Here is a 25,643-nt window from a genome sequence, read left to right on the forward strand (position 1 = left end):
AATTCAACAACAATATTGCAAAATTTTAAATCCAAAGAATATGGCAAAGCAATTAGGCAAATGGAAAGGATGGATGCTCTTTGGCGGTTCCATGGTGATTGTGTTTGTGTTGGGCCTTGTGTGCTTCTCGCTTTTGGAGCGCAGGGCAGAGGTTGCCAGTGTATTTAACAACCGACGCACGCCGATGACCGACTCGATAGTCGCCCAAAACGAGAAGTTTAAAGACGACTTCCCGCATGAATATGAGACTTGGGCGCAAACCGAAGACACGACTTTCAGGAGCATGTATAACAGCTCGCAGGAACGGGATATTCTTGAAGCCTATCCCGACATCGTGATTATTTGGGCGGGGTATGCTTTCTCAAGAGGCTATAACACGCCACGAGGCCACCGACATGCCATCGAAGATTTACGCAGAATCTTGCGTACAGGCAACCCCGGCATTGATGGCGAGGGCGACATTCAGCCTGGAACCTGCTGGACTTGCAAGGGCCCTGATGTGCCAAGGCTCATGCGTGAGAAAGGATTGGCTGCTTTCTATGGTGCAAAATGGAGCGACTGGGGACCCGAAGTGATGAATACCGTGGGTTGCTCAGACTGCCACGATGCACGCACAATGGATTTGAAGCCTGCACGTCCGGCACTCTATGAGGCTTGGAAACGTGCAGGGAAAGATGTAACCAAGGCCAGCCATCAAGAGATGCGGTCGTTGGTTTGCGCGCAATGCCACACCGAGTATTATTTTGAAAAAGACAACCATCAGTATCTCAAGTTTCCGCAAGACAAAGGACTCACCTGTGAGGCTGCCGAGGCTTATTATGACAGCATCGGCTTCTATGACTACATCCACCCGCTGTCAAAGGCTAAAATCCTTAAGGCACAGCATCCCGGTTACGAACTTTTCAAGCAAGGCATTCATGGGCAGCGCGGATTGAGTTGCGCCGACTGCCACATGCCTTACATGCAGCAGGGTGGCATCAAATTCACCGATCACCATGTGCAGAGTCCATTGGCCAAGATTGATCGCACATGCCAGACCTGCCATCGCCAGGATGCCGAGACGCTTCGGCAGAATGTTTACGACCGCCAGAAGAAAGTTTACGACTTCGCAGTGAAAGTGAACCGCGAGCTGGCACTGAGCCATTTGCAGGCCGAGTTTGCTTGGAAGCATGGTGCCGCAGAGAAGGAGATGGCTAAGGCCCTTAGTGATATTCGCAAGGCACAGTGGCGTTGGGACTACTCGTTGGCCAGCCACGGTGCAGCATTCCATGCACCCCAAGAGGTAATGCGGCTATTGGCCAATGCCATGAACTATGCCAAAGATGCACAGGTAGAGATAACACGTGTGGTAGCCAAACATGGATTTACCGGGCAAATTCCTATCCCAGACGTATCTACCAAGGAGAAAGCACAGCGCTATATTGGTCTTGACCCGAAGGCTTTACATGATAAGAAAGAGCGCTTCCTTGACACCGTCGTGCCCCAATGGGTAAAAAAGGCCAAAGAAAACAAGCGATTTATCACCCAGCCTATATAATATTTCTCTTTATATTAATAGGTTTAAATTAATTCCGCTGACTGAAGCACGCAGGGTTATGTTAGCTCTACAAACTTTAGCAGCGGAGTTTACTATAACAAAACAATCTTGACCGTTGCTGTAGAAGTGGATCAGCGAGTTGTGCCATATTCCTATATAAATGGTACGTGTTGATACAAAGACGCACTACTTTCTGCCGCAATTCATATTTTTGTTTGGAGAGCGATACCCTATGAACAAAACGCCAACGTGGACTCAACCATGGACCTTTCGTGAAGGGCTGTTCATCGGCCTTGGTCTTGTCGTTACCGGCCTGCTCCTTCAGCTTGCCACGGGAGGAGTTCGGTGGGTGCTGTTTGCCTTTCCTGTTAATGCTGTCGCATTGATTGTTTATCTCTGTTTCCTTGTTTTGCTCTTTCTGCTTCGTCAAAAGAGCTATCCCATTCGCTTTCTCCTCACCGCAAAAGCCGCTGCCAGTGCCTTTTTCTATGTGGTTGTGCTGACGATTTTAATGGGTGTCACGCGTCAAACCACGGGCGATGTTCCTCATGTCGATTCCTTGGGCCTCACGCAAATGCTCTCGTCGTGGCCTTTTGTGTTGGCTTATTTGTGGCTCACCACCATCGTTGGACTCGCTGCCTTGCAGCAAGTCGCTACGTTCAAAGGTGGTAAGCTGCCGAGCTTGCTTTGCCATTTGGGGCTCTTTGTAGTGCTGCTCTGCGGCACATTGGGGGCGGCCGATGTGCAGGAACTGAAGATGTATTGTGTGAAAGACACGCCCGAGTGGCGCGCAGTCGATGCGCAAGGCCATGTGGTAGAACTGCCCATAGCCATTCAGCTCAACCAGTTTATTCTCGAAGAATATCCAGCCGAACTGCAAAAAGTAAGGGTTGATAGCGGCAAGACGGAACTCATGAAGATGCCGACACCGAAGCGTTATGCCAGCAAGGTGGACATTTATACCCAAGAAGGCGAATCCCTGCAGACCACAATCGAAGTGAACAAGCCCGCCACGATTGCGGGATGGAAGATTTATCAATATAGTTATGACGGCAGCATGGGCAACAATTACCATGTGAGTATTTTTCAGTTGGTGAAAGAACCGTGGCTGCCTGTGGTTTATGTGGGTATCGGTGTGTTGCTCGTGGGGGCTGTCCTGATGTTGTTTCGCTTTGAAAAGCAACTGGGGAATCGTCAAAAAGGGGAGGACTGGCTATGATTTGGGATTGGTTTGCTTATTTTGCTTTGTCGGCCATTTTCTGTTGGGTGTGTGGCGCTTTCTTGGCATGGAAACAGCGATATGTGCCCACCTTGGTGATGACCGCTGTTGGCTTGTGCGTGTTTTTCACGTATATTGTGTTCATGTGGATTACCTTGTCACGCCCGCCCATGCGCACCATGGGAGAAACACGCCTGTGGTATTCGTTCTTCTTGGCACTGTCGGGCATCATCGTTTATGCCCGCACACGCTATCGTTGGATGGTAGGGCTCTCCACGATTATGAGTACAGTGTTTGTTGTCATCAATTTGTTGAAACCCGAAATCCACACGAAAGCCATGATGCCTGCGTTGCAGAGTGCCTGGTTTGCCCCCCATGTCATTGTCTATATGTTTGCCTATGCGCTGTTTGGCGCGGCCACGCTCATGGCCATCGTGCTGCTTTGGCGTGGCCATCGTGCCAAAAAGCAGGGCTGGGCAGGGCGGATTAATTGCACTGAGGCGTTTAAAACCATCGATGGTTTGGTGGTTGTAGGTTGGGCATTCCTCTCGTGTGGCATGATTTTTGGTGCTTTGTGGGCCAAAGATGCGTGGGGACATTACTGGGCATGGGATCCCAAAGAAACTTGGGCTGCCATCACATGGTTTGCCTATCTGCTCTATATGCACCATCGTTTCATTCCCCATCATAGCCGTCGCCTGTCCCTTTGCATCCTCATCCTCTCTTTTTGTTTGCTGCAAATGTGCTGGTGGGGCATCAATTATCTGCCTTCTGCGCAGGGCGCAAGCATCCATACATATAATAGCCAATGATTTGTTTCCATGTTGGATGTGCGATGTCACATTTTAAGAAACAAACTATAATCTACAAGACATTTACTGAATATACGAAAAAGTTAGCAAAATGAAAGATTCCTGTTACTTTGCAAACCTGAATGGGAATGGCCAGTCAATGAAACATAATAGTAAAATATCTGTTTTAAAACATTTGCCACAAAGCGTGTTGCGCGAATGCTGGAGAAAAACGGTGTTTCTGGCTTTGCTGGCCATGCTTGGCGTGGTTCCAGGCATGGCCAACGAGAAAGTGTATCTTCATATAGACCAGGATGCCTACTTCTTGGGAGAGACGATGTGGTTTGCAGCTTACGTCAGTGATGCAAGAACCAATCGGCCCTCTAAGCTCAGCAAGGTGCTGTATGTGGAATTGCTCGAGCCGGAGGGAAGTGTGCTCAAGACAGTGGTATGCAAGATTGAGGACGGAAGAGCTTCGGGGTGCATGGCGTTGGATCCTGCCATGCTGTCCGGGCTGTTTGAGGTCAGGGCTTACACCAGATTCATGTGCAACTGGGAGGAGAACTGCTATTCGCGGGTGATACCCATCTTTGACCAAGTGGTTGGCGGAAACTATGAAAACCGGGTCATCAACAAGCGGACAAGACCGGCATGGGACATCAAAAAGAAAGTGCGCAAGCAGAGAGAGGCCAAAAAAGCGCAGGCAGAGATAGAGACCAAGGAGGATAGAGAAGTCTTGCTGAAAGAGGCCAAAGCAAATGCACCTGTCATGATGGCTCTCGACAGTGCGCCTTCGCGTGTAAATCCATTCGATAGGGTGAGATTGCATTTTCATGGAGAACCCCATCAGACATTCTCTTTGTCGGTAAGTGATGGTGCAGGGCGGGTGATGACGAATCGGCATGCGGACATTGCCAAGGACTTTATTCAAAACACGCAATGGATTTTGTCGGAACGAATCAGCGAACAGAAACGTCCCGACAAGATGCTGCTGCCCGAATACGGAATTTCCCTGCGTGGGACTCTGATGAAAGCGGAATCATACGAGCCCTGTCTTGAAAATAAGGTCATACCTGTTGCCAACGAAAATGTACTCATGGATTTCGTCAATGACAGTGTTACAGCTCAGAATGTCTGCTTCACCAGTGAGCAGGGAGGCTTTGCATATAATTTCGGAGAGGTGTACGGAGACGGGGTAGCCCGGCTTCGCTGTCAGTACAATCGCAACGAGCCTCGGGCCATGCGCATAGACAAATGGTTCAGTCCCAAGCCCAAGGAGTACGGGCAAGAAGACTATGATCTTCTTTTGCACAGCCATCCTGATGCCGGAACTTCTGAAATGTCATGGGATGACAGTACACATTTTATGGACAAGGTAGTCGTAAAAGAAAAAAAACGCAACTACGGTTGGAAGCCGCTTTATCGGAGCTTGCGGCACATTGACCTGTTGGAAGAGATGGAGTGGCAGATAGACAACCTCGAAGAAGCAGCAACCAGTTACGTGACGGGGAAGGAGTATTTTAGTCTGGTGACGGGGGTGCTTGAGCATTATCACTTGCCTTTTACGGCCTTTCGTCTACTCTTTCTGCATGAGCCGTATGGGGGCGACTCGTCTCTTCCCAAGAAATATTCCCTGCAGGATCATCCTCTCTTTAAATTCATAGGGAAGTATAAAGAGCTGGTCATACGCACGGATAAGGAAATCTGCAATTCGTTCAGTTATGCCAACAGGCCAGCCGAGACGCAAGGTCGCAATAATAATATGGATGGAACTCAGTGGGCGACATACCATGGCATGTTCAAACAAGGTGAACGTGTGCCCTCCATGATTTGGTGTGTCATACCCTACGAGGAAAATAAAATTCCTTTCGTCAATAAAAGCCCCGACGTTCGTTATACCAAAATACATGGCTATGACTATCCTCGCTCTTTTGTTGTTCCGAACTATTCCGAGAATCATCCTTTGGAAGATAATCGCAGAACACTTTATTGGAATCCCCAAGTGACTACAGATGCAGAGGGCAATGCAACTGTGGAGTTCTATAACAACTCAACTTGCAGGGAAATACGGGTATATGCCGAGGGCATCACTCTCGATGGGCGCGCCATCAGGTGTGAGAAATTGGTAGGGGGACAGTAAATGTAATCGCGTTCGTTTGTCCACTCTTAAGAGATGGATTGTACTTTGTTTTTTGGTATTCCCATTCGTTTTTTGCCAAAATGGAGGCATGCGCTTTTGTGTTTGCCTCCTTTTACTTATCTTTGCGGACAAACCACAATCTACAAAACATTTACGGAATATATGAAAAAGACAACAAAATGAAAGCATTCCGTTGCTTTGCAAACCAGAATGGAGAATTAACCCTAATCATAACTAAAACTTAAACAAAATGAGAAAGATTTACATGAAAAGTCTGCTCGTGGCTGCGGGCCTGATGCTAAGCGCTTCGTCGTTTGCCCAAACGGTGCTTCTGGATTATGGCACACCCACGGGCACTGCACTTGAGACCGAGGCATGGACAACCAGCGAGGGCAGCACGCTCACGGCCGAAGAGGTTGGGGCCATCAGCAGCTCGGACGGTTTGGAGACCTGGGCCGAGGAGGGCAAGGCCATCAAGTACACCTCTCCCAAAAACGGCAGTGGCTCTTCCACCGTGACCATTGCGCCTACGGCCAATTCCATCCTGACGTTCGAGGCCGTGTGGGCTCCTGGAGCTTCGACAGGCCGCTCGGGCAACAGGAACTTCCTGCAGCTGGGCGACGTCAAGATTGAGTCGCGCGGCCAGGATAAGGCCGCGTACATTGCTCTTGGCGATGACGGCGTTGCGGCCAACCTCACCAAGCTGCCCCACCTGTCTGCGGAGACCCGCTCCAACTACTGGTGGAAAGTGAACGTCACCGTCAATCAAGCCACGGGAGCCATCGACTATGCCATTGCGTCCACGTCGGGCAAGTCGGATGCCGGCACGCTCAGCAAGCCCGACGGCAGCTATACCGTGGTGGGCATCGGCTTTACGCGTGGCGGCCGCACGGTTACGAGCAGCAATTCGCTGCGTAGCATCTTGGTGAGCGAGCGGACGCAGAGCGTCACGACCGTGAACTATACCATCAACTACAACTACAATGGCGCCACGCTGAACCATGTGGACGGCACTGCCGCCGTTGGAGCAACGGTGACGGCCGAGAATCCCGTGGTGATAGGCGAGCAGAAATATTATGCCGTCGACGATGCCGCTACCTCTTTGGTGCTGGCCGAGGGCGAGAACGTGCTGAACGTGGAGCTCCGTCTGCCCAAAGTTTCTCCCTACGTTGTCAAGAACAGCTTTGGCGACATCATAGCATCGGGCAGCTATACCGAGGGCGACGATGCCGTCACCGTGGCCTGGAGCAAGTATGTGCAGCACGACGGCGAGTGGTACGCATGCGACGAAACGAGCTACAGCATGGCGGTTTCGGGCGAGGTGGACAAGACCGTGGCTTATTCGGAAAAGGCAGACATCGCATGCTTTGTGGAGAGCTCTGCCCTGACATGGTCGGCCGGAGCTCCCGTGGCCACCCTGAACGACGCCAAGTATTCTGCGGGCTCTGCCGCCCGTCTGGGAGCCCATTCCTATTGCTGCACACCGGCATTTGAGTCGGCGGGCGTGTACAGCCTGGCCGTGCCCTACATGAACCAGAACTCCACGGACGGCACCATCCAGATTTGCACGCGTGATGCCGAGGGCAACCTTTCCGAAACGGGTCTGAGCCTCGTGGGGGCTGCGCGCAGCAGCGGCGTGATGACCGCCGAGGGCATCGTCATTCCTGCCGGCTGCTCCTTGGTGCTGAACAACACGACGGAGTACAACTCCAATGTCTATATGGACTATGTGGTCCTGGCCAAGACGCCCGCTCCCACGGTCGCCATTCCTGCCGCTTCCAAGCTCGCTTCCTACAGCAATGCCCAGGCAGTGACCGTTCCTGAGGACGTGACCATTTACATCGCCACGGCCATCGGCGAGAACAGCGTGACGCTGGTCAAGGTCGAGGGCAAGGTGGTTCCGGCCAACACGGGTGTGATTCTATACAGTGCCGAGGCTGGCGAGAAGACGCTGGCCTTTGGTGGCGAGGCCGTGGCCGATTTCTCGGCCAACCAACTCAAGGCCACGGCTGCCGTTGCCGTCAAGGCTTCGGGTGCCGAGTACGCCCTCGTCAAGGGTGAGCAGAGCTTTGCCAAGGTGGCCGCCGATGTGGAGATTCCCGCCAACAAGGCCTACATCGCTGCTGCGGCCGGTGCCAAGCTGACCGTTGACTTTGGCCAGACCACGGGCCTCGACAAGGTACAGGCCAAGGCGCATGCCGGCGAAGAGTCTGTCTACAACCTCTCCGGCCAACAGGTGGATTCCGCCTACAAGGGCATCGTCATCAAGGGCGGCAAGAAGTTCATCGTGAAGTAAGCCCGTTGCAAACCGAACATTTATTCATCATTAAACCATACAGAGCAATGAAAAAGTCATATATCAGTCCCCGTATCAGCGTGAAAGAGATGGCCGCCGAGCAGTCCATGCTCGCCGCCTCGTTCGACCCCGGCCAGCCGTCTTCGCAGGTGAATGTCAGCTCCACCCCTATCTCCACTCCCGGTGGTGTCGGCGCCAAGCCTTCCAGCATTTGGGGCGATGAGTCCGAGGAGGACGAATAGTCCCGCCGGGCCTTATACTCAAACGATGACGCGTCGAAAGTCCCATTGTAGTGACTTTCGACGCGTCATCGTTATCTCTGTGACTGCAAGATTTTTTTCATTAAATAGGGTTAAGCATAGTTAAAGCGATGTCCCTGCTTTGCCGTATGCGACTTTTTTCCTACTTTTGCACCCAAATTATCAATTATTCAAATCTGTAGTCAGTGTTAGTTAATATGAGACATCGGGCCCTTTTCCCTGTTGTGCAAAAATCTTTGAAAGATTTTACACCTTTTAACGGTGAATGTTTGGCGGGTTCGGATATTTTCTTAACACACACACACACACACACACACACAACTCTCTCTCAACTAGTCTTTCTGAGGCGCGGGCTTTCGTTGCACTTCTTAGGGCTTTCGTTGCGGTATTCTGAGCACCCACCAGTGTTCAGGAAGGGAATCGTTGTGTGTCGTTTGATGAAAATGTAGGAGCAATCAATCATAGAAACAAGTAATAATAATGTAAGTACAAAAAGAGATGAAACACACCAAACACTTTCTCTTGCTGTTGGTTTTCATGGCGACAGCGACATGCGCTTTCGCTCAGGCCGTGGGTTCCGGTTTCACAGTGAACGAAATCGTGTACACCATTACCAACAACGACTTGGTACACCACACGGACAACCGGGTGGCCGTCAGCTATATTGGCGGTTCGGGTGCCGTGACAGTTCCCTCAACGGTCAAGCATCCGCAGAGCGACGAAACCTATAAGGTTACTGAGTCGGTGGGCTGGACCGACTGTAGCAAGACCATTACCAGCCTGACCTTTTCGGAGGGCTACGAGAAGATGGGCAACGGCTGCTACCGCTTTGCCGACGGCGTGACCAAAGTGATCCTCCCGAAAAGCTTCAAGGAGATAGGACACAGCTGCTTTGAAAACTGCCCGGCATTTACGAGATATGAGGTGAAGAGCGGCAACAACGACTTTACCCACAACTCCAAGGGCTGGCTTCTTAGCAAGAACCAGAAGACGCTGGTGTCGTTCCCCTCGGGTATTGCGGGCGACGTGGACATCGACGAGGGCATCACCACACTTGCCACGACTGCTTTCAAGGTGTGCCGCAAGGTGAACAAGGTGAAGCTCCCTAAATCACTCACCACGATAGACGAATCGATGAATGCCTCGTTCTATGCCGTGGGAAGTAGCTTCGAGGTGCATTCCGGCAACCAGGCTTTTAAGGCTGTTAATGGCGTGCTCTGCTCAAGAGACGGGAAAAGGCTCATCGCTTTCCCGCCCCGCTATGACAAGAATAAGCTCTCGAACGGCAAGTACACCCTGCCAACTGCCGTCGAGCAAGTGGGAAGTCAGGCTTTCTGCCAGACCGAGGATTATCTCAAGACAGTGGATCTGATGAATGCCAAGACCATCAAGGAAGAAGCTTTCAACTGGACCAATGGCTTGGAATCGGTGCATATCGGCCGCCAAGTCAATAATATAGTGCCCGGTGCGTTCCTGTACTGCAGCAAGCTGGTGAAGTTTACAGTGTCTGGTAACAATGGCACCTACAGCGCGCAGGACGACATGATCTATTCCAAGAACAAAACGAAGCTTGTAGTCTGTCCTACGGGCAAGAGAGGAGAATATACCATTCATAATGGAACAGTCTCTGTAGAAAATAAGGCTTTCTATGGATCAAAACTCACGAAGATAACCTTTCCATCTTCCTTAAAGTCGGTGGGCAGAGAAAGTTTCCGCTTCAGTCAGATTGCTGCCATTGATTTCGGCACAAACCCTGGGCTTGAAACCATCATGAATTCGGCTTTCTCGGGGTCAAAACTCGCGGGCACCATCACCATTCCTGCCAGTGTAAAGGATATGCAAGGCCGTGTGTTCTACGACACGAAAATAGCCCACATTCGCATTGCCAGCAGCTCCAAGCTGGAGAAGATCGAACAGCTGGGCTTCGATGGGATGCCCGAACTGAAGACTTTTGTCTTCCAAGGCACCAACAGCGTGAAGAGTATCGGCGAGAATGCCTTTGCCGACGATCCCAAGTTGGAGAGTTTTGAGATTCCATCTGGCGTGACAGACATTTACAAAGGAGCTTTCGTGAACACGCCCGCCCTGAAGACCGTTACCTTTAAACAGCCTGCCAGCATCAAGGTTATCGGCGAGGGCGCATTCGGCAACAGCGGCATCACGGCCATCACGCTGCCCGCCAGTGTGACCACCATCAAGAAACAGGCTTTCGACAACTGCAAGGAGCTGCAGACAATCACTATTCCCAAGAATGTGACCAAGATTGAAACGGGTGCCTTCAACTTCACAGAGAAGATGAAAAAGTTCGAGGTGGATGCCGCCAACACCAAGTATTCTGCCGTGGACGGCATACTCTGTTCCAATAACAAGGACACGCTCGTGACCTTCCCTGCCGGCAAGGCCGACTCCAGATACACTTCGCTGCCTTATTTCAAGGCTATCGGACCGTATGCTTTCTACAGCAGCAAGAAAATCACCAACGTGACCATTCCGCGCAGTGTGACCGAGATCAAGACCCGTGCCTTTGCCCTGTGCGACAACCTGACGTCGCTCAGCTTCATGGGTACCGATAATGTGCCCACGCTCACGGCAGGTATTCTATTCAGTTCACCCGACCCCAAGAAAGTGACCATCTACGTGCGCAAGAAGTGGTATGAGGCTTCGCCCAACGAAGCTACGGTGCGCAATTACCGTAACACCTTCAAGGAGGTGCATCCCTCGTTTGTCAGTGCCAAGGGCTATGACCGCGGCGTGGAATTCTTCCCCACGTCGGACGGGGCCGTGGGTGTAGTGAGCTTCTATACGCCGCGTACCTCGGCCATCATCGGCACCCGCGCTACAGAGACGGCTTATAAAGATAAATTTGGCGTACAATGGCCAACGAAGACCTACGAGGTGGCCGCCGTACTCGACCATGCTTTCGAGGCTTCGACCCCTAATGTGAAGATGATTACCGTGCTGGCCGACATCAACAACCTCGGTCTGGATGCTTTTAAAGCCCCCACGCTGAAAGAACTCTACTTCGTGGGAGACGTGCCCGCCCCGCTGAGCTCCACCATTTATAACCTCCCGGCCAATTATCCGTTCAACAACAACGTCGACCTGAAAGTGTATGTCAAGCAGTCGAAGCTCCAAGACTATAAAACAGCATGGAACGTGAGCGGCCACACGCTGAGCTTGGGCTGGCAGATTCCGGCCAAGACACTGGGCAAGCGGGCCTCGGCCTGCTATCCGTTTGACGTAGTGTACAACACGGTTGCCGATCTGAAGCCCTACCTGACGTTGAAGCTGGACGAAAATCTGACGCAGAGTCACCTGCACGACGGCACGGCCTATGTGTGGTCGCGCAGCGTGGACGACTTTACAGTGCCCGCCTATCAGCCGGTGCTGTTGGTGAGCAAGGGCACCACCAGTGTGACCTCTTGGTGCCAGATGAAAGAGGTGCAAGACCATCCAGCCATCGACAAGACGGGTTACACCGATTACATGCTGGGTACCGTAGAAGATACGGAGCTGAAGAATGAGGGCGGCTACACGCTGTTCGGATTGTCCAAGTCGGGCGTGTTCAAAAAGGTTGCTACTGCCGGCAACCATGTGACGTGGTTCAAGGCCTATCTGAAGATAGCCAATTCGGCTATCCCGGCTGGTGCCAAGAGCATCGTTTTCCTGATGGAGGGCGAGTGTTTGCCCACGGGCATCGACGGGCCAACGACGGCCGAAGCAGCCGACGGCGACGCAGCTTATTACAACCTGAACGGTGCGCATGTGGAGCAGCCGCAGCGTGGCATCTACATTCGCAACGGCAGGAAAATAGTTATCAAGTAAACAAGTACAGACATGAAAAAGCAATATATACAGCCTCTGGCCGAGATAATCTGCGTGGATTATGAAGAGGGCGTGATGGATTGGGTGAGCACTCCCGTGACGGACGACGAGATTAGCGACGACGACTTCAACGCCAAGCGTGGCTCATTCGATCGTTGGGATGACGGTGGCTTCTTCCTCCCAGCCAACTATAATCCTTGGGAGGATTAGGAGTTACTTATAGAACATGACAAGGGCTGCACCCTGCGCGCCAAGCGCAGCCATGCAGCCCTTGTTGTTTTTGTAGTTGCCCCCTACAAGGCGGTAGGCTTGATACGGCTCAATACACAAACACCTTGATGTCCTTGGCGCTGCCCGGGGCACCCTGTTCGGCGCGGGGCAGATAGTCGAGGGCGGAAATGGTCTGCCGGCTGCCCAGGTCGATGACGAGCAGGTGGGGGAAGCCTGTACCGACCGTGGTCTGCCAGTAGGTGGACTCCTGTAGGTCGAAGACCTTGTCGCCCGTGTGGTTGCCCACCTCGTTCTCGCTGTCGGCATACTTCACGGTCCAGGGCTCGCGGCTGATGCGCTTGCCGGCCGCATCCTGCAGATAGAGCTCGGCAATGGCCGTGGCGTCCTTGCCGTCGTGGTTGCCCGCAATCTCGATGGCCAGCCAGCGGCCCGTGGCAGGCTTGTCAAACGTGACGGTCTGCCAGCCGTTGCCGCCCTTGGTGCTGCCGGCAAAGGCCGGAGTCCGGGAGTTCAAGTCGGGCCGGTCGCCGGGATTGTTGTGCTTGTTGCTCTTTTCCAGCTGCAGCTTGTCCAGTTCGGGATGGTCCTGTCCCCAGAGTGTGGGGTTGTCGGTGCCCACCACGTCGAGCACAATAATCTCGTTCCGGCCCTTGCGCAGCCAGCAACCGGGGCAGTAGAGCGTCTGTTGCGGGCCGATGCGCCAGAAGCGGCCGAGGGCGTGGCCGTTGACATAGACCTGTCCCTTGCCGAAGTTTTCCATATTAATAAAGGTGTCGCCTACTTTCCGGAGGTTGAAAGTGCCGATGTGTACGCCGGGGTAGCTCGTGCCATGCTTCACGTCGGTGAAGAAGCCCATGTCATTATAGGGTAGGATGGAGCGGGCTGCGATAGTGTCGGGATCGTCGGGCACCAGGTCGATGGTCCAGTTCTTCAGGTCGTAGCTGAGCTCGTGCCCGTCGGCCTCGGTGCTGATGGTGACATTCTGGGTGATGCCTTTGTAGTCCTTGATGGCGCGCCCGAAGTTGATGCGCCCCATGGCCTCCACGAGAATGGTGAGCTTGTCGCCGGCTTTCACGGTGGGCAGCATGAGTGTCTTCTCATTCTTTACGCGGTCTATCTTGCCGATGTACTCGCGGTTGATGAATACTTGGGCAAAGTCGTGCGCATCGTTCAGCGTGAGCAGGCTGGGCTGCGGAACCTCGGGCAGGGTGGTGGAATAGAAAGCCGAGCCCCAGCCCATGCCCATCTCCTCGAAGCTCTTCACGTCGCGGCTCTTCACCGTGCGCGTGGCAAAGTGGCGCAGCGTCAGGGCTGGCTGGAGCGTCACCTTGGGGAAGCTCACCAAGGGCGCGGCGGCCTTGGGTACGGCGGGCAGCTTGCGGCCGTCGTTGTATTTCTCCATTGTCTTGCGCAACTCCCAGAATTTCGGCGTGGCCTGGCCGTACTCGTTGATGGGCGCGTCGTAATCGTAGGAGGTCACGTCGGGGGCGAAGCCCGGCGAATTGGCGCCGGCCCAGTGCCCGAACGAGGTTCCGCCGTGGGTCATATAGAGTGAAAAGGAGATGCCCTTGGACAGCATCTCGTCGATGCCGGCCACCATGTCGCGGGCCGGACGCGTCTCGTGGCGTGCGCCCCACTTGTCGAACCAGCCGCTCCAGAACTCGGAGCACATCTTCGGAGCGTCGGGACGCAGCTCGCCGAGGCGTCGGAACTGGTCGTCGATGTTGGCGCCCGTGCCGAAGTTCATGGTCCACACCAGGTCGTCGAGGCCGTTGCGCGTGAAGTTGCTCGACCAGTCGCACTGGAACATGAGGGGAGAAGCAGCCTCTCCCCGGCCCTCACCGGTAGGGGAGAGAGACCAATAGCGGCGCAGCACATCCCTTATCTGCGACACGTAGGCCTTGTCCTCACCATACGATCCGTATTCGTTTTCCACCTGTACCATGATGATGGGGCCGCCGCGCTGGATGGTGAGCGGGGCCAGTTGCTCGGCCACTTTCTGCTCGAACAGCTCCACGTGCTCCATGAAGTAGGGATCTTGCTCGCGCAGCCGGATGTCCTTCTTCTTCAGAAGCCACCAGGGCAGTCCGCCCATTTCCCACTCGGCACACACATAGGGGCCGGGTCGCACAATGACATACATGCCGTTTTGCTGGGCCAGCCGGCAGAAAGCGGCCACGTCGTTCTGCCCCGTGAAGTCGAACTGCCCCTCCCGCTGCTCGTGGATGTTCCAGAACACGTAGAGGCACAGGGTGTTCATGCCCAGGGCCTTGCACATCTTGATGCGCTGTTCCCAGTAGGGGCGGGGAATGCGGGGGTAGTGCACCTCGGCGGCTTTGACCACGAAAGGTTTGCCGTTGAGCAGGAATGTGCCCTTGCCAGTTGTGAAGTCGCCCGGGCGTGCAGCCGCCTGGACTGTGGCGGGACAGAACAGCAGGAGGGCCGACAAAGAGGCGGCCGATAGCCATTTGGTTAAATTCATACTTGTCTTGATTGTTGAATGAGCAATAAGTTGATGCCGCAAAGTTACGGAAAATATCCGCCAAACGCTTGGACGGAGCCGAAAAAGTTTATACTTTTGCAGCCAACCGTTCTGCCGGAGACGCTGCGGCGGGTCTGCCATGTGCGGACAGCGCGCGGCACCGGCAACCCTATTGACAAGCATCATGCACCCAAGAACAACAGCCTTGACCCTGCTGGCCGTCCTGACAGCCTTTGCGGCGGCGGCCCGCGCCACGGCCGCCGACACGCTGCGCAGCCTGGCCACACGCCCCGACGGCACTGCCGTGGAGGCTCCCTACACCGATTTTCGCAAGCCTTGCTACATGGTTTCGCCCTCGGCCGACGGCCGGAGGGCGTTGCTCTTCTTCCGCTACCCGTTGAGCAACGGGCAGTGGCAGCCCACGGGCGAGATGGGCCTCTACGACTTCGACAGCTGCAGCATGCTGTGGAGCCGCGGCTTCGACTACCGGCTGCGCTCGGTGCCCGTGGGGGCGCAGGGCTATGAGCGCAGGCTCGTCTCCTCGGCCGGCGACTCCCGCCTTACAAGTCATGGCGTGCTCATGACCGACGGCCGGAAGTACACCATGCTCGACAGCGGCGACGGACAGACCGTGCGCTGGACGGCGAGAATCTTTCCCGTGGCCGTGGTCGACTCGCTCGACCTCATGCTTGGCTACGCCTCGGGCTCGTCGTCCAAGCTGCGGGCCGTGCGGCTGAGCACGGGCGAACAGCTCTGGGAACGCAAGGTGCCCCACGCCACCAACTGGGGATGGGACGACTGCCAGACGGTGAACGACACGATGATGCTCGTCGTGGCCGACGACGTAAACTTCATCAATCCGCTCACGGGCAGCGTGCGCGTGTGCGAGGCACGCACCGGATACATCCGCACGGGCAACATGTTGCTCAAGGGTTTGGTGGCCGGACTGGCCGGTGGAGTGGTGTGCGGTCTGACGGGCGGGGCCTATTGTGGCTACGTGCCCTATGTCAATGCAGACGTGATGTCGCACACCTGTTCCAACGTGTACCGGCGGGGGCAGCGCTATTATGTGTCCGACCGCCGCCGCCTGCGCTGTCTCGACGCCTCCGCCCGCGAGCTGTGGAGCTATGAGTTCCCGCCCAAGACGGTGGGTGCGGCCGAGATTACGGGCCGCGGCGACACCATCATGATGGTCAACTACGGGTTTGCCCTGGCCGGCGGCACCCTGATGAAGTCGTGCGGACGGCCGTTCATGGCCTCGTTCCGGGCCGATACGGGCGAGCCGCTGGGCATCACCTGGCTGTCGATGGACAAGGACATGGTGGTGGGATCGGCCCTCACCCGCGACGGGGCTTTCCTGATGTTCAACGACGGACTGGCCTTTCAGCAGCCCGCCGACTCCGTGGTGCACATCCGGCCTTGGAACGTGGAGGCCTATGGAGAACTGGTGGACATGCCCAACGACACCCTCTACACTTTCCGCCGGAACGACGAACGGCTCACGCCGCTCCACTACGACGACAACCGCTGCATCGTGGTGACGGCCAAAGGCAAACTGCTCGTGGTGGACCGGCAGCTGCAGATAACCGACGACTATCTGGCCCGCAACGTCTACCGGCAGCGGTGCCGCGTGGACGACGTGGTGGTGGTGTCGGCGGAGGACGACAGGGGCAACAGCGACTTCTGGCTCGTCCATGCCGACGGCCGGGCCATTGCCCACGTGGACGTGCCCGTGCAGTCGATGTACCTGCAAGGCCAGACGCTCTACGTGCTCTCCGGCACGGGGCTCTGGCGGCTCCCGTTGAACCAACTGAAAACCATCGAGAAACATGAGGAAAATACTGTTGACAGCCAGTCTGTTGCTGGCTGTGCTCTGCGCTGACGCCCAGCGCGTGTTCGACAGGGCGGAGCGTCCTTCGGGTTATTCCTGGCGTGAGGAGGCCCTCGACTATCTGGAGCCCGGCGTGCACGTCTATGTTCGCGGCGGCCTCGCCGTGGCCAGTCTGATGGGCAAGGAACGCACGGAGTCGGGCTCCCTTGCCGGCGCCATGGCCGAGGTGGGCCTGGAAATTCCTTTCCGCCGCCGCCTCTTCGGCTTGCAGCCCGCCCTGCGTTATGTCATGAAAGGCGGCAAGGTGCCATGGGACGACGGCGACCCCAACAACACCACAGCCCGGATGAACTATGTGGAAGTGCCGCTGAACGTGTACATGCACCTGCCTTTCAACGAGCGTCATGCCCTCAAGCTGGCCATGGGGCCCTATGTGGGCGTGGGTGTGGGCGGCGAGGTGACCCACGAGGGGCGGTCGTACCGGTCGTTCGGTTCCGACTATTGCTTTCGCCGTTGCGACGTGGGGGTGGGATTGGAGGCGACCTATGAGTACCGCCGTTTCCAGGCCACGCTGGGCGCGGAGTCGGGCTTTGTACCCATTCTGACGGCCGATGGCGACCGCTCGTGGCCCCGCCCCACGGCGTTCTATCTGAATGTGGGCTGGCGATTGTAGGTTTACCGCCCTGCGTTTGCGGCTTTTTCGCGGTGCGATGACGGTGTAATCGCGCGGCGTTTACGGCGTAACGGCCATGCCGTTGCGCCGTTGTCGCAGGGGCGCCAAGCTGTCATGGCGGTGTTCGCACGCAAAAAGCGAGGGCAAAATTTGGCCGGGACGAATCTTTTCCCTACCTTTGCAGATACAACAATATTATTAAACCTTTATAACAAACTTATTGAATTATGGCAGAAGAAAACATCAACCAGCAGGTAAAAATAGAGTTGAAACCCGAGGTGGCCCAGGGCGAATACAGCAACCTGGCCATGATTAACCACTCGTCCAGCGAGTTCGTGATCGACTTTGCCCACATGCTTCCCATCGCTCCTCCCCAGATTTTCAGCCGTGTCATCATGGCACCCGAGCACACCAAGCGTCTGCTCTTCGCCCTGCAGGAGAACATTGGCCGCTACGAAAAGGAGTTCGGCGAAATCAAACTCCCCCAGGCCCCCCAGATGCCCCAGGGCGATACCATCGCGCCTTTCGGCACGGGGAACGCTTGATAGGGACAGAAAAACAAAATATAACGAAATGCCGCAACATTTGTTGCGGCATTTTCTTATTCTCCTGTCCTAAACTTGCAGGAATGAATAAAAAGAACTATATTTGCAAACAGCTTATATAATAATAGGAGGAAAGACATGACGGCTTTGGAAATGAAGAGTTCGCTTTTGCAGACCATCAGTGAAATAGACGACGCAGAGCTGATTCGGAAAATCAGTGCTTACGTGAATCGCAGCATGGGGATGCTTGGCAGGAGTGGCATATCTCGTAAAGATCTCGTAGTTGATCCTGAAGTTATGTCGGCTGTGACTGGTGTGAAGGGCGGGCCCGACCTGAATGAACAGGAAGCATACAGACGTTATATAGTGGAGAAATACCAATGAAAAGGGTGTTTCTGGATACGAATGTGCTGATAGACTACTTGGCACATCGTGAGCCATTCTTTGAAGAGGCTGCCATTATCGTAAGTTTGGCAAAGCATAAAAAGATAAGGTTGTATGTCGCCTCCATGTCTTTTGCCGCAGCAAGCTACATTCTTGAGAAGCATTATAATAATGATTTTTCCATTGTCAAGCGCGTTATACTAAAGTTTATGGGCTGGTGTCGTGCTGTTGTGATTGATGAACGCACGATAGGAGAAGCCTTAGCATCATCATTCAGCGACTTTGAAGATGGTATGCAATATGTGTCGGCCAAACGTTGTAAAGCTGATGTAATAGTCAGCCGAAATACCAAAGATTTTGTTTTTTCGGAGAGTCCATGTGTTGAGCCACATCAGTTTTTGGGAGATTTGCTTGGTGAACTGAAGTAAAATTTCGGGGCTGCATAATCTGTAATAAGTTAGAACGATAGTTAAAAATCCAAAATTCACATCCCGTGGACACTTTTTGTTCTCTTGTTAAGTAGGCATTTTGCGATAATCTTTGTACCTTTGCACCCCGAAACGGTTTATTGTACCCGCGTGGTACAGGGGGTTGTCGGAGCCCCATCCGTAAGACGTTGATTACGAATAAAATAAATATATAATTTAAAAAAGTAAAATTATGCCTACTATTCAACAATTAGTACGTAAGGGCAGAAGGGTGCTTGAAGACAAGAGCAAGTCGCCGGCTTTGGACGGATGTCCCCAGCGCCGTGGCGTTTGTGTCCGTGTTTACACCACCACCCCGAAGAAGCCTAACTCGGCAATGCGTAAGGTTGCCCGTGTTCGTTTGACCAATCAGAAGGAAGTGAACTCCTACATTCCCGGAGAGGGACACAACCTGCAGGAGCACTCCATCGTGCTGGTGCGTGGCGGTCGCGTGAAAGACCTTCCCGGTGTGCGCTATCACATCGTGCGTGGCACGCTGGATACTGCCGGTGTGGCCAACCGCACACAGCGCCGTTCAAAGTACGGGGCCAAGCGGCCGAAAGCCAAGAAGTAAGAATCAACGCCGAGAGCCGAGGGCCGAGAGCAATGCTCGAGGCCAAGGGCTCAAGGCCTATTTTTAGGAAATCCGATTTATTTTTGTTTTGCTGGAGAAGTTAGACCAGGTTGAGTAAATGCCCAGGTGTGGACGTTGAAGAACAGAAATGACAGCCCCAAGCAGAATATATTTATTATAATCATGAGAAAAGCAAAACCCAAGAAGCGTGTGGTCCTTCCGGATCCCGTGTTCAATGACCGGAAGGTCTCCAAGTTCGTTAATCATCTGATGTATGATGGCAAGAAGAATGTTTCGTACGAAATCTTCTACAAGGCCCTTGACATTGTGAAGGACAAGACTGCCAAGGAAGAGAAGGCTCCGCTGGAGGTATGGAAGCAGGCCCTTGACAACATCACTCCGCAGGTGGAGGTGAAGAGTCGCCGTATCGGTGGCGCCACGTTCCAGGTGCCGACCGAGATTCGTCCCGACCGCAAGGAGAGCGTGTCGATGAAGAATATGATCGCTTTCGCCCGCAAGCGGGGTGGCAAGAGCATGGCCGACAAACTGGCGGCCGAGATTGTGGATGCCTACAACAACCAGGGCGGTGCTTTCAAGCGTAAGGAGGACATGCACCGCATGGCAGAGGCTAACCGCGCATTCGCTCACTTCAGGTTCTAACTAACAACACACAAAGGATAATAAGAAAATGGCAAATCGCGATTTACATTTGACTCGCAACATCGGTATTATGGCTCATATTGATGCCGGTAAGACAACGACTTCTGAGCGTATCCTGTTCTATACGGGCAAGACGCACAAGATTGGCGAGGTACACGATGGTGCAGCCACAATGGACTGGATGGCCCAAGAGCAGGAGCGTGGCATCACAATCACGTCTGCTGCAACAACCTGCAACTGGAACTGGAACGGCCACTCATATAAGATTAACCTGATCGACACTCCGGGACACGTGGACTTCACGGCCGAGGTGGAGCGTTCGCTGCGTGTGCTCGACGGTGCCGTGGCCACCTATTCTGCTGCTGACGGCGTGCAGCCCCAGAGTGAGACGGTGTGGCGCCAGGCCGACAAGTACAACGTGCCGCGTATCGGCTACGTGAACAAGATGGACCGTTCGGGCGCCGACTTCTTCGAGACCGTTCGCCAGATGAAGGAAATTCTGGGTGCCAATCCTATCGCCGTCCAGATTCCTATCGGTGCGGAGGAGAACTTCAAGGGTGTTGTTGACCTGATTAAAATGAAAGCCATCCTGTGGCACGACGAGACCATGGGTGCCGAATACAGCGTGGAAGATATTCCCGCCGACTTGGCCGACGAGGCCGAGGAGTGGCGTGAGAAGTTGCTCGACGGTGCTGCCAACTTCGACGACGACCTGATGGAGAAGTATCTGGAAGCCCCCGAGGCCATCACCGAGGAGGAGCTGATTGCCGCCATCCGCAAGGGTTGCGTGGCCATGGAGTGCTGCCCTGTGCTGCTCGGTTCTTCCTATAAGAACAAGGGCGTGCAGCCCCTGCTCGACTATATCTGCGCTTTCCTGCCCTCTCCCTTGGACACGCCGAACATCGTGGGTACCAACCCCTCGACCGACGAGGAGGAAGATCGCAAGCCGGACGAGGCTGAGCCCACGGCCGCTCTTGCGTTCAAGATTGCCACCGACCCGTTCATGGGCCGTCTGGTTTACTTCCGCGTCTATTCCGGCAAGGTGGTTGCCGGCTCTTATGTCTACAATCCCCGCACGAGCAAGCGCGAGCGCATCAGCCGCCTGTTCCAGATGAACTCTCATCAGGAGATTCCCATGGAGAGCATTGATGCCGGCGACATCGGCGCAGGCGTAGGCTTCAAGGACATCCGCACCGGCGATACCCTCTGCGATGAGAACCATCCCATCGTGCTGGAGTCCATGACTTTCCCCGACACTGTGATTTCTATTGCCGTGGAGCCGAAGAGCCAGGCCGACGTGGCCAAGCTGGACAACGGTCTGGCCAAACTGGCCGAAGAGGATCCGACTTTCACCGTGCATACCGACGAGCAGAGTGGCCAGACCATTATCTCGGGTATGGGTGAACTTCACCTTGACATCATTATCGACCGTCTGAAGCGTGAGTTCAAGGTGGAATGCAACCAGGGCAAACCCCAGGTGAACTATAAGGAAGCCATCACCAAGACGGTTGAAGGCTGGCGTGAGGTTTACAAGAAGCAGTCGGGTGGCCGTGGTAAGTTTGCTGATATCATTGTCAATGTGGGTCCGAAGGACGAGGACTACACTGAGGGCGACCTGCAGTTCGTCAACGAGGTGAAAGGTGGAAACGTGCCCAAGGAGTTCATCCCTGCTGTTCAGAAAGGCTTCACCGACTGCCTGAAGAACGGTGTGCTCGGTGGCTTCCCCATGACAGGTATGAAAGTGACCCTCGTGGACGGCAGCTTCCACCCCGTGGACTCAGACCAGCTCTCGTTCGAGCTCGCAGCCCACGCTGCTTTCAAGAACGTTTGTCCGAAAGCTGCTCCTGTGCTCATGGAGCCTATCATGAAGGTAGAGGTGGTGACACCCGAGGAGAATATGGGTGACGTAATTGGCGACCTGAACAAGCGTCGCGGTATGGTACAGGGCATGGACGAGGCTCGTAGCGGTGCACGCATCGTGAAAGCTATGGTTCCCTTGGCAGAGATGTTCGGTTACGTGACGGCTCTGCGTACCATAACTTCCGGCCGTGCCACCAGCTCGATGGAGTATGACCATCACGCCCCGCTGTCCCAGAATCTGGCCGATGCCGTTCTTGAGGAGTTGAAGAAGTAAACAGAAAGATAGGAAAGGTACTGCTTAGCGAACGACTCTTAAGCAGCATACCTTTCTTATTATATATACGACAACGATCAAACATAAGAAAAAACATGAGTCAGAAAATTCGTATCAAGCTGAAAAGCTATGACCACCAGCTGGTGGACAAGTCGGCAGAGCAGATTGTGAAGGCAGTGAAGGCTACGGACGCTATCGTGAGCGGCCCCATCCCCTTGCCCACCCACAAGCGCATCTACACCGTCAACCGTTCTACATTCGTCAACAAGAAGTCGCGCGAGCAGTTCCAGCTCTCGGACTACAAGCGCCTTATCGACATCTACAGTGCTACGGGCAAGACCGTGGACGCACTGATGAAGCTCGAGTTGCCCTCTGGCGTTGAGGTTGAGATCAAGGTGTAACACTCTGCCACGACATCTGAAAGTTCAAAGATAATAAAGAATTATATATATTAAACATTTATTGAAATGCCAGGATTAATTGGAAGAAAAATCGGAATGACATCCGTTTTCAGTGCCGACGGTAAGAATACACCGTGCACTGTTATCGAAGCTGGTCCTTGTGTTGTTACTCAGGTAAAGACCGTTGAGAAAGACGGCTACAAAGCTGTACAGTTGGCTTACGGCGAGGCTAAGGAGAATAGAACCAACAAGCCTATGGCCGGAATCTTCAAGAAGGCAGGTACAACACCAAAAAAGCACTTGGCCGAGTTCAAGTTTGATGAGGAATATAACCTCGGTGACACCATCACGGTGGAGCTGTTCAACGGCACAGAGTATGTGGACGTTGTCGGCACCTCCAAGGGTAAAGGTTTCCAGGGCGTTGTCAAGCGTCATGGTTTCGGCGGTGTAGGCCAGAGCACCCACGGTCAGGACGACCGCGCACGTAAGCCGGGTGCAATCGGTGCCTGCTCTTACCCTGCAAAGGTCTTCAAGGGCATGCGCATGGGTGGCCAGATGGGAGGCGACCGTGTAACCACACAGAACCTCAAGGTATTAAAGGTAATTCCGGAGCAGAACCTCCTGATTGTGAAAGGTTCTTTCGCCGGTTGCAATGGTTCAACTGTTTTAATTGAGAAGTAATGGAAGTTAGCGTTTTAAATATCAACGGTCAGGAGACCGGAAGAAAGGTAACTCTGAATGATGCTATCTTTGGGATTGAGCCTAACGATCACGTTCTTTATCTGGATGTAAAGCAGTATCTTGCCGACCAGCGTCAGGGCACTGCCAAGGCAAAGGAAAGAAGTGAGCACAGCGGTTCTACCCGGAAGCTTGGCCGCCAGAAAGGCGGTGGCGGTGCACGTCGTGGTGACATCAAGTCGCCGGTGCTCGTGGGTGGTGGTCGCGCATTTGGCCCCAAGCCCCGCGACTATCGTTTCAAATTGAACAAGAAAGTAAAGATTCTTGCTCGCAAATCCGCACTGTCTTACAAGGCTCAGGACAACGCCATCATTGTGGTGGAGGACTTTGATCTCCAGGCTCCGAAGACTAAAGATTTTGTAAATATCACTAAAAATCTTAAAGTCGAGGGTAAGAAGACACTCGTTGTTTTGCCGGGTATAAATAAAAATGTATATTTGTCCGCTCGTAACATCCAGAAGGCTGAGGTGATGACGGCCAGCGCGCTGAATACGTACAAAGTTTTGAACGCTGACGTGCTGGTTGTAGCCGAGAGTTCTTTGAAGACAATCGACAGCATCTTAAACAAGTAATTAGAGTAGAATTAGAATTATGGCATTTATCATCAAACCCCTGGTCACTGAGAAGATGACCAAGATTACAGACAAACAACCGAACCGTTACGGCTTTGTTGTCCGCCCAGAAGCTAACAAGCTCCAGATTAAGAAAGAGGTCGAGGGTCTGTATCATGTTACAGTCGTTGATGTGAACACGCTTCGCTATGCCGGCAAGCGCTCCAGCCGCTATACCAAGGCAGGTCTTGTGAAAGGCCAGAAGAACGCGTTCAAGAAAGCTATCGTCACCTTGAAAGATGGTGAGACAATTGATTTTTACAGCAATATAGATTAAAAATGGCAGTACGTAAATTCAGCCCGGTCACCCCGGGACAAAGACACAAGGTTATTGGCACGTTCGAGGAGATTACTGCATCCGTGCCAGAAAAGTCTCTCGTTTACGGTAAACGTTCTACCGGTGGTCGAAACAACACCGGTAAGATGACTGTCCGCTACATCGGCGGTGGTCATAAGAGGAAGTTTCGCCTGATCGACTTCAAACGAGAGAAAGATGGTGTTCCTGCTGTAGTAAAGACAATCGAGTATGACCCTAATCGGTCTGCTCGTATTGCCCTCTTATTCTATGCAGATGGTGAGAAACGTTACATTATTGCTCCTAACGGACTGAAGGTGGGCGCAACACTGATGTCGGGTGCTGAGGCAGCACCCGAGGTCGGTAATGCTCTCCCGTTGGCCAACATCCCCGTGGGTACCGTGATTCACAACATTGAATTGCGTCCCGGACAGGGTGCTCTGCTCGTTCGTTCGGCTGGTAACTTTGCTCAGTTAACTTCACGTGATGGTGCTTATTGTGTGATTAAGCTCCCTTCAGGAGAGACTCGCCAGATTCTCTCTGCCTGCAAGGCTACCGTTGGTAGTGTCGGCAACTCTGACCACGCTCTGGAACAGTCTGGTAAGGCTGGACGTTCCCGTTGGCTGGGCCGTCGTCCTCACAACCGCGGTGTCGTTATGAACCCTGTCGATCACCCCATGGGTGGTGGTGAAGGCCGTCAGTCAGGTGGTCACCCGCGTTCGCGCAAGGGCTTGTATGCAAAGGGTCTCAAGACACGTGCACCTAAGAAGCTCTCTAACAAGTATATCATTGAAAGAGCTAACAAGAAGTAACCAAGTTAATTAGAGTAGAAGATTATGAGTCGTTCACTTAAAAAGGGTCCTTATATCAACGTATCACTCGAAAAGAAGATTCTCGCCATGAACGAGAGTGGAAAGAAGAGTGTTGTGAAGACTTGGGCCAGAGCATCAATGATTTCCCCGGATTTCGTGGGTCATACTGTTGCAGTTCATAACGGAAACAAATTTATCCCTGTATACATTACCGAGAACATGGTGGGTCACAAGCTCGGAGAGTTCTCTCCGACCCGTCGTTTCGGCGGCCACTCCGGCAATAACAAGAAGTAAGGGGACAAAACCATTTTAAATTAGAATAATAATGGGAGCAAGAAAACATAATGCGGCTGAAAAGATGAAAGAAGCCCGCAAGAATCTGTACTTCGCCAAACTGAAGGGTGTCCCCTCTTCCCCACGTAAGATGCGCTATGTCGTAGACTTGATTCGTGGCCTTGAGGTGAACCGTGCCCTCGCAGTACTGAAGTTCTCCAAGAAAAAGGCAGCTGCCGACGTGGAGAAGCTGCTGCGCTCGGCCATTGCCAACTGGGAGGTTAAGAATGACCGCAAGGCAGAGGATGGAGAACTCTTTATAAGCAAAGTCTTCGTTGACGAAGGCGTCACAATGAAACGTATGAGACCGGCTCCTCAGGGCCGTGGTTACAGAATCCGCAAGCGTTCAAACCACGTGACTTTGTTTGTTGATGCCAAAACTAACGATGAAAAATAAGAAATAG

At 53.6% G+C, this 25,643-nt stretch carries 24 protein-coding genes; 23 read left to right on the forward strand and 1 reads right to left on the reverse strand.

Annotated elements, in window-relative coordinates; genetic code table 11:
- Positions 1–40: 40 nt before the first annotated feature.
- The 8 genes from nrfA (at position 41) to L888_RS0100265 (ending at position 12,278) form a co-directional block, all read left to right on the forward strand.
- Positions 41–1,537, forward strand: a complete 1,497-nt coding sequence (gene nrfA, locus L888_RS0100230; protein ID WP_005844191.1) for an ammonia-forming cytochrome c nitrite reductase — start codon at positions 41–43, stop codon at positions 1,535–1,537.
- Between the two features lie 232 nt (positions 1,538–1,769).
- The gene (locus L888_RS0100235) at positions 1,770–2,756 is read left to right on the forward strand and encodes a cytochrome c biogenesis protein ResB (RefSeq protein ID WP_027951423.1); all 987 of its coding nucleotides are present in this window, start codon (positions 1,770–1,772) and stop codon (positions 2,754–2,756) included.
- Positions 2,753–3,568 (forward strand): cytochrome c biogenesis protein CcsA, encoded by an 816-nt coding sequence (gene ccsA, locus L888_RS0100240; protein WP_005844187.1) that lies wholly within the window; start codon positions 2,753–2,755, stop codon positions 3,566–3,568. Before L888_RS0100235 ends, ccsA begins: the two co-directional genes overlap by 4 nt.
- Positions 3,569–3,659: 91 nt before the next feature.
- Positions 3,660–5,687 carry a hypothetical protein gene (locus L888_RS0100245; RefSeq protein ID WP_027951424.1) on the forward strand — a complete coding sequence of 676 codons (2,028 nt, stop codon included), beginning with the start codon at positions 3,660–3,662 and terminating at the stop codon, positions 5,685–5,687.
- A gap of 250 nt (positions 5,688–5,937) precedes the next feature.
- Positions 5,938–7,983, forward strand: coding sequence for a hypothetical protein (locus L888_RS0100250; RefSeq protein WP_027951425.1), 2,046 nt, complete (start codon positions 5,938–5,940; stop codon positions 7,981–7,983).
- Positions 7,984–8,030: 47 nt separating this feature from the next.
- Positions 8,031–8,225, forward strand: a complete 195-nt coding sequence (locus L888_RS0100255) for a hypothetical protein (protein ID WP_027951426.1) — start codon at positions 8,031–8,033, stop codon at positions 8,223–8,225.
- A gap of 516 nt (positions 8,226–8,741) precedes the next feature.
- Positions 8,742–12,068 carry a leucine-rich repeat domain-containing protein gene (locus L888_RS0100260; RefSeq protein ID WP_027951427.1) on the forward strand — a complete coding sequence of 1,109 codons (3,327 nt, stop codon included), beginning with the start codon at positions 8,742–8,744 and terminating at the stop codon, positions 12,066–12,068.
- A gap of 12 nt (positions 12,069–12,080) precedes the next feature.
- Positions 12,081–12,278 (forward strand): hypothetical protein, encoded by a 198-nt coding sequence (locus L888_RS0100265; RefSeq protein WP_005844175.1) that lies wholly within the window; start codon positions 12,081–12,083, stop codon positions 12,276–12,278.
- Positions 12,279–12,387: 109 nt separating this feature from the next.
- Here the strand turns inward: L888_RS0100265 and L888_RS0100270 are convergent, their stop codons facing one another.
- Entirely contained in the window at positions 12,388–14,781 is a 2,394-nt protein-coding gene (locus L888_RS0100270) for a beta-galactosidase (RefSeq protein ID WP_027951428.1), read from the reverse strand.
- A gap of 184 nt (positions 14,782–14,965) precedes the next feature.
- Here L888_RS0100270 and L888_RS0100275 point away from each other — a divergent pair, with 184 nt between their 5' ends.
- The 15 genes from L888_RS0100275 to rplV all read left to right on the forward strand — a co-directional run bounded on the left by L888_RS0100275 (position 14,966) and on the right by rplV (position 25,636).
- Entirely contained in the window at positions 14,966–16,663 is a 1,698-nt protein-coding gene (locus L888_RS0100275; protein WP_027951429.1) for an outer membrane protein assembly factor BamB family protein, read from the forward strand.
- Entirely contained in the window at positions 16,611–17,285 is a 675-nt protein-coding gene (locus L888_RS0100280) for a porin family protein (RefSeq protein WP_027951430.1), read from the forward strand. The genes L888_RS0100275 and L888_RS0100280 overlap by 53 nt, the downstream gene beginning before the upstream one ends.
- Before the next feature lie 227 nt (positions 17,286–17,512).
- Complete coding sequence (locus L888_RS0100285) at positions 17,513–17,830, forward strand: DUF3467 domain-containing protein (RefSeq protein WP_005844164.1); 318 nt, start codon at positions 17,513–17,515, stop codon at positions 17,828–17,830.
- 138 nt (positions 17,831–17,968) lie between these two features.
- Positions 17,969–18,214, forward strand: a complete 246-nt coding sequence (locus L888_RS0100290; protein WP_027951431.1) for a hypothetical protein — start codon at positions 17,969–17,971, stop codon at positions 18,212–18,214.
- Positions 18,211–18,642, forward strand: coding sequence for a type II toxin-antitoxin system VapC family toxin (locus L888_RS0100295; protein WP_027951432.1), 432 nt, complete (start codon positions 18,211–18,213; stop codon positions 18,640–18,642). The genes L888_RS0100290 and L888_RS0100295 overlap by 4 nt, the downstream gene beginning before the upstream one ends.
- A 232-nt stretch (positions 18,643–18,874) precedes the next feature.
- A complete protein-coding gene (gene rpsL, locus L888_RS0100300) occupies positions 18,875–19,255 on the forward strand; it encodes a 30S ribosomal protein S12 (RefSeq protein ID WP_005844156.1) in 381 nt (126 codons plus the stop codon).
- 183 nt (positions 19,256–19,438) lie between these two features.
- Positions 19,439–19,915 (forward strand): 30S ribosomal protein S7, encoded by a 477-nt coding sequence (gene rpsG / locus L888_RS0100305; protein ID WP_015298354.1) that lies wholly within the window; start codon positions 19,439–19,441, stop codon positions 19,913–19,915.
- Positions 19,916–19,943: 28 nt separating this feature from the next.
- The gene (gene fusA, locus L888_RS0100310) at positions 19,944–22,049 is read left to right on the forward strand and encodes an elongation factor G (RefSeq protein ID WP_027951433.1); all 2,106 of its coding nucleotides are present in this window, start codon (positions 19,944–19,946) and stop codon (positions 22,047–22,049) included.
- Between the two features lie 95 nt (positions 22,050–22,144).
- Positions 22,145–22,450 carry a 30S ribosomal protein S10 gene (gene rpsJ, locus L888_RS0100315; protein ID WP_005844150.1) on the forward strand — a complete coding sequence of 102 codons (306 nt, stop codon included), beginning with the start codon at positions 22,145–22,147 and terminating at the stop codon, positions 22,448–22,450.
- Positions 22,451–22,516: 66 nt separating this feature from the next.
- Positions 22,517–23,131, forward strand: coding sequence for a 50S ribosomal protein L3 (gene rplC, locus L888_RS0100320; protein ID WP_005844148.1), 615 nt, complete (start codon positions 22,517–22,519; stop codon positions 23,129–23,131).
- Positions 23,131–23,760: a 50S ribosomal protein L4 gene (gene rplD, locus L888_RS0100325; protein ID WP_005844146.1), complete on the forward strand. Its 630-nt coding sequence runs from the start codon at positions 23,131–23,133 to the stop codon at positions 23,758–23,760. The genes rplC and rplD overlap by 1 nt, the downstream gene beginning before the upstream one ends.
- A 19-nt stretch (positions 23,761–23,779) precedes the next feature.
- On the forward strand, positions 23,780–24,076 hold the full coding sequence (gene rplW, locus L888_RS0100330) for a 50S ribosomal protein L23 (RefSeq protein ID WP_005844144.1): 297 nt from the start codon (positions 23,780–23,782) through the stop codon (positions 24,074–24,076).
- 2 nt (positions 24,077–24,078) lie between these two features.
- A complete protein-coding gene (rplB, locus tag L888_RS0100335; RefSeq protein ID WP_005844142.1) occupies positions 24,079–24,906 on the forward strand; it encodes a 50S ribosomal protein L2 in 828 nt (275 codons plus the stop codon).
- A gap of 24 nt (positions 24,907–24,930) precedes the next feature.
- Positions 24,931–25,200, forward strand: a complete 270-nt coding sequence (rpsS, locus tag L888_RS0100340) for a 30S ribosomal protein S19 (protein ID WP_005844140.1) — start codon at positions 24,931–24,933, stop codon at positions 25,198–25,200.
- 31 nt (positions 25,201–25,231) lie between these two features.
- The gene (gene rplV, locus L888_RS0100345; RefSeq protein ID WP_005844138.1) at positions 25,232–25,636 is read left to right on the forward strand and encodes a 50S ribosomal protein L22; all 405 of its coding nucleotides are present in this window, start codon (positions 25,232–25,234) and stop codon (positions 25,634–25,636) included.
- Positions 25,637–25,643 lie beyond the last annotated feature (7 nt).

The organism is Hallella seregens ATCC 51272, from assembly GCF_000518545.1.
GTDB lineage: Bacteria > Bacteroidota > Bacteroidia > Bacteroidales > Bacteroidaceae > Prevotella > Prevotella seregens.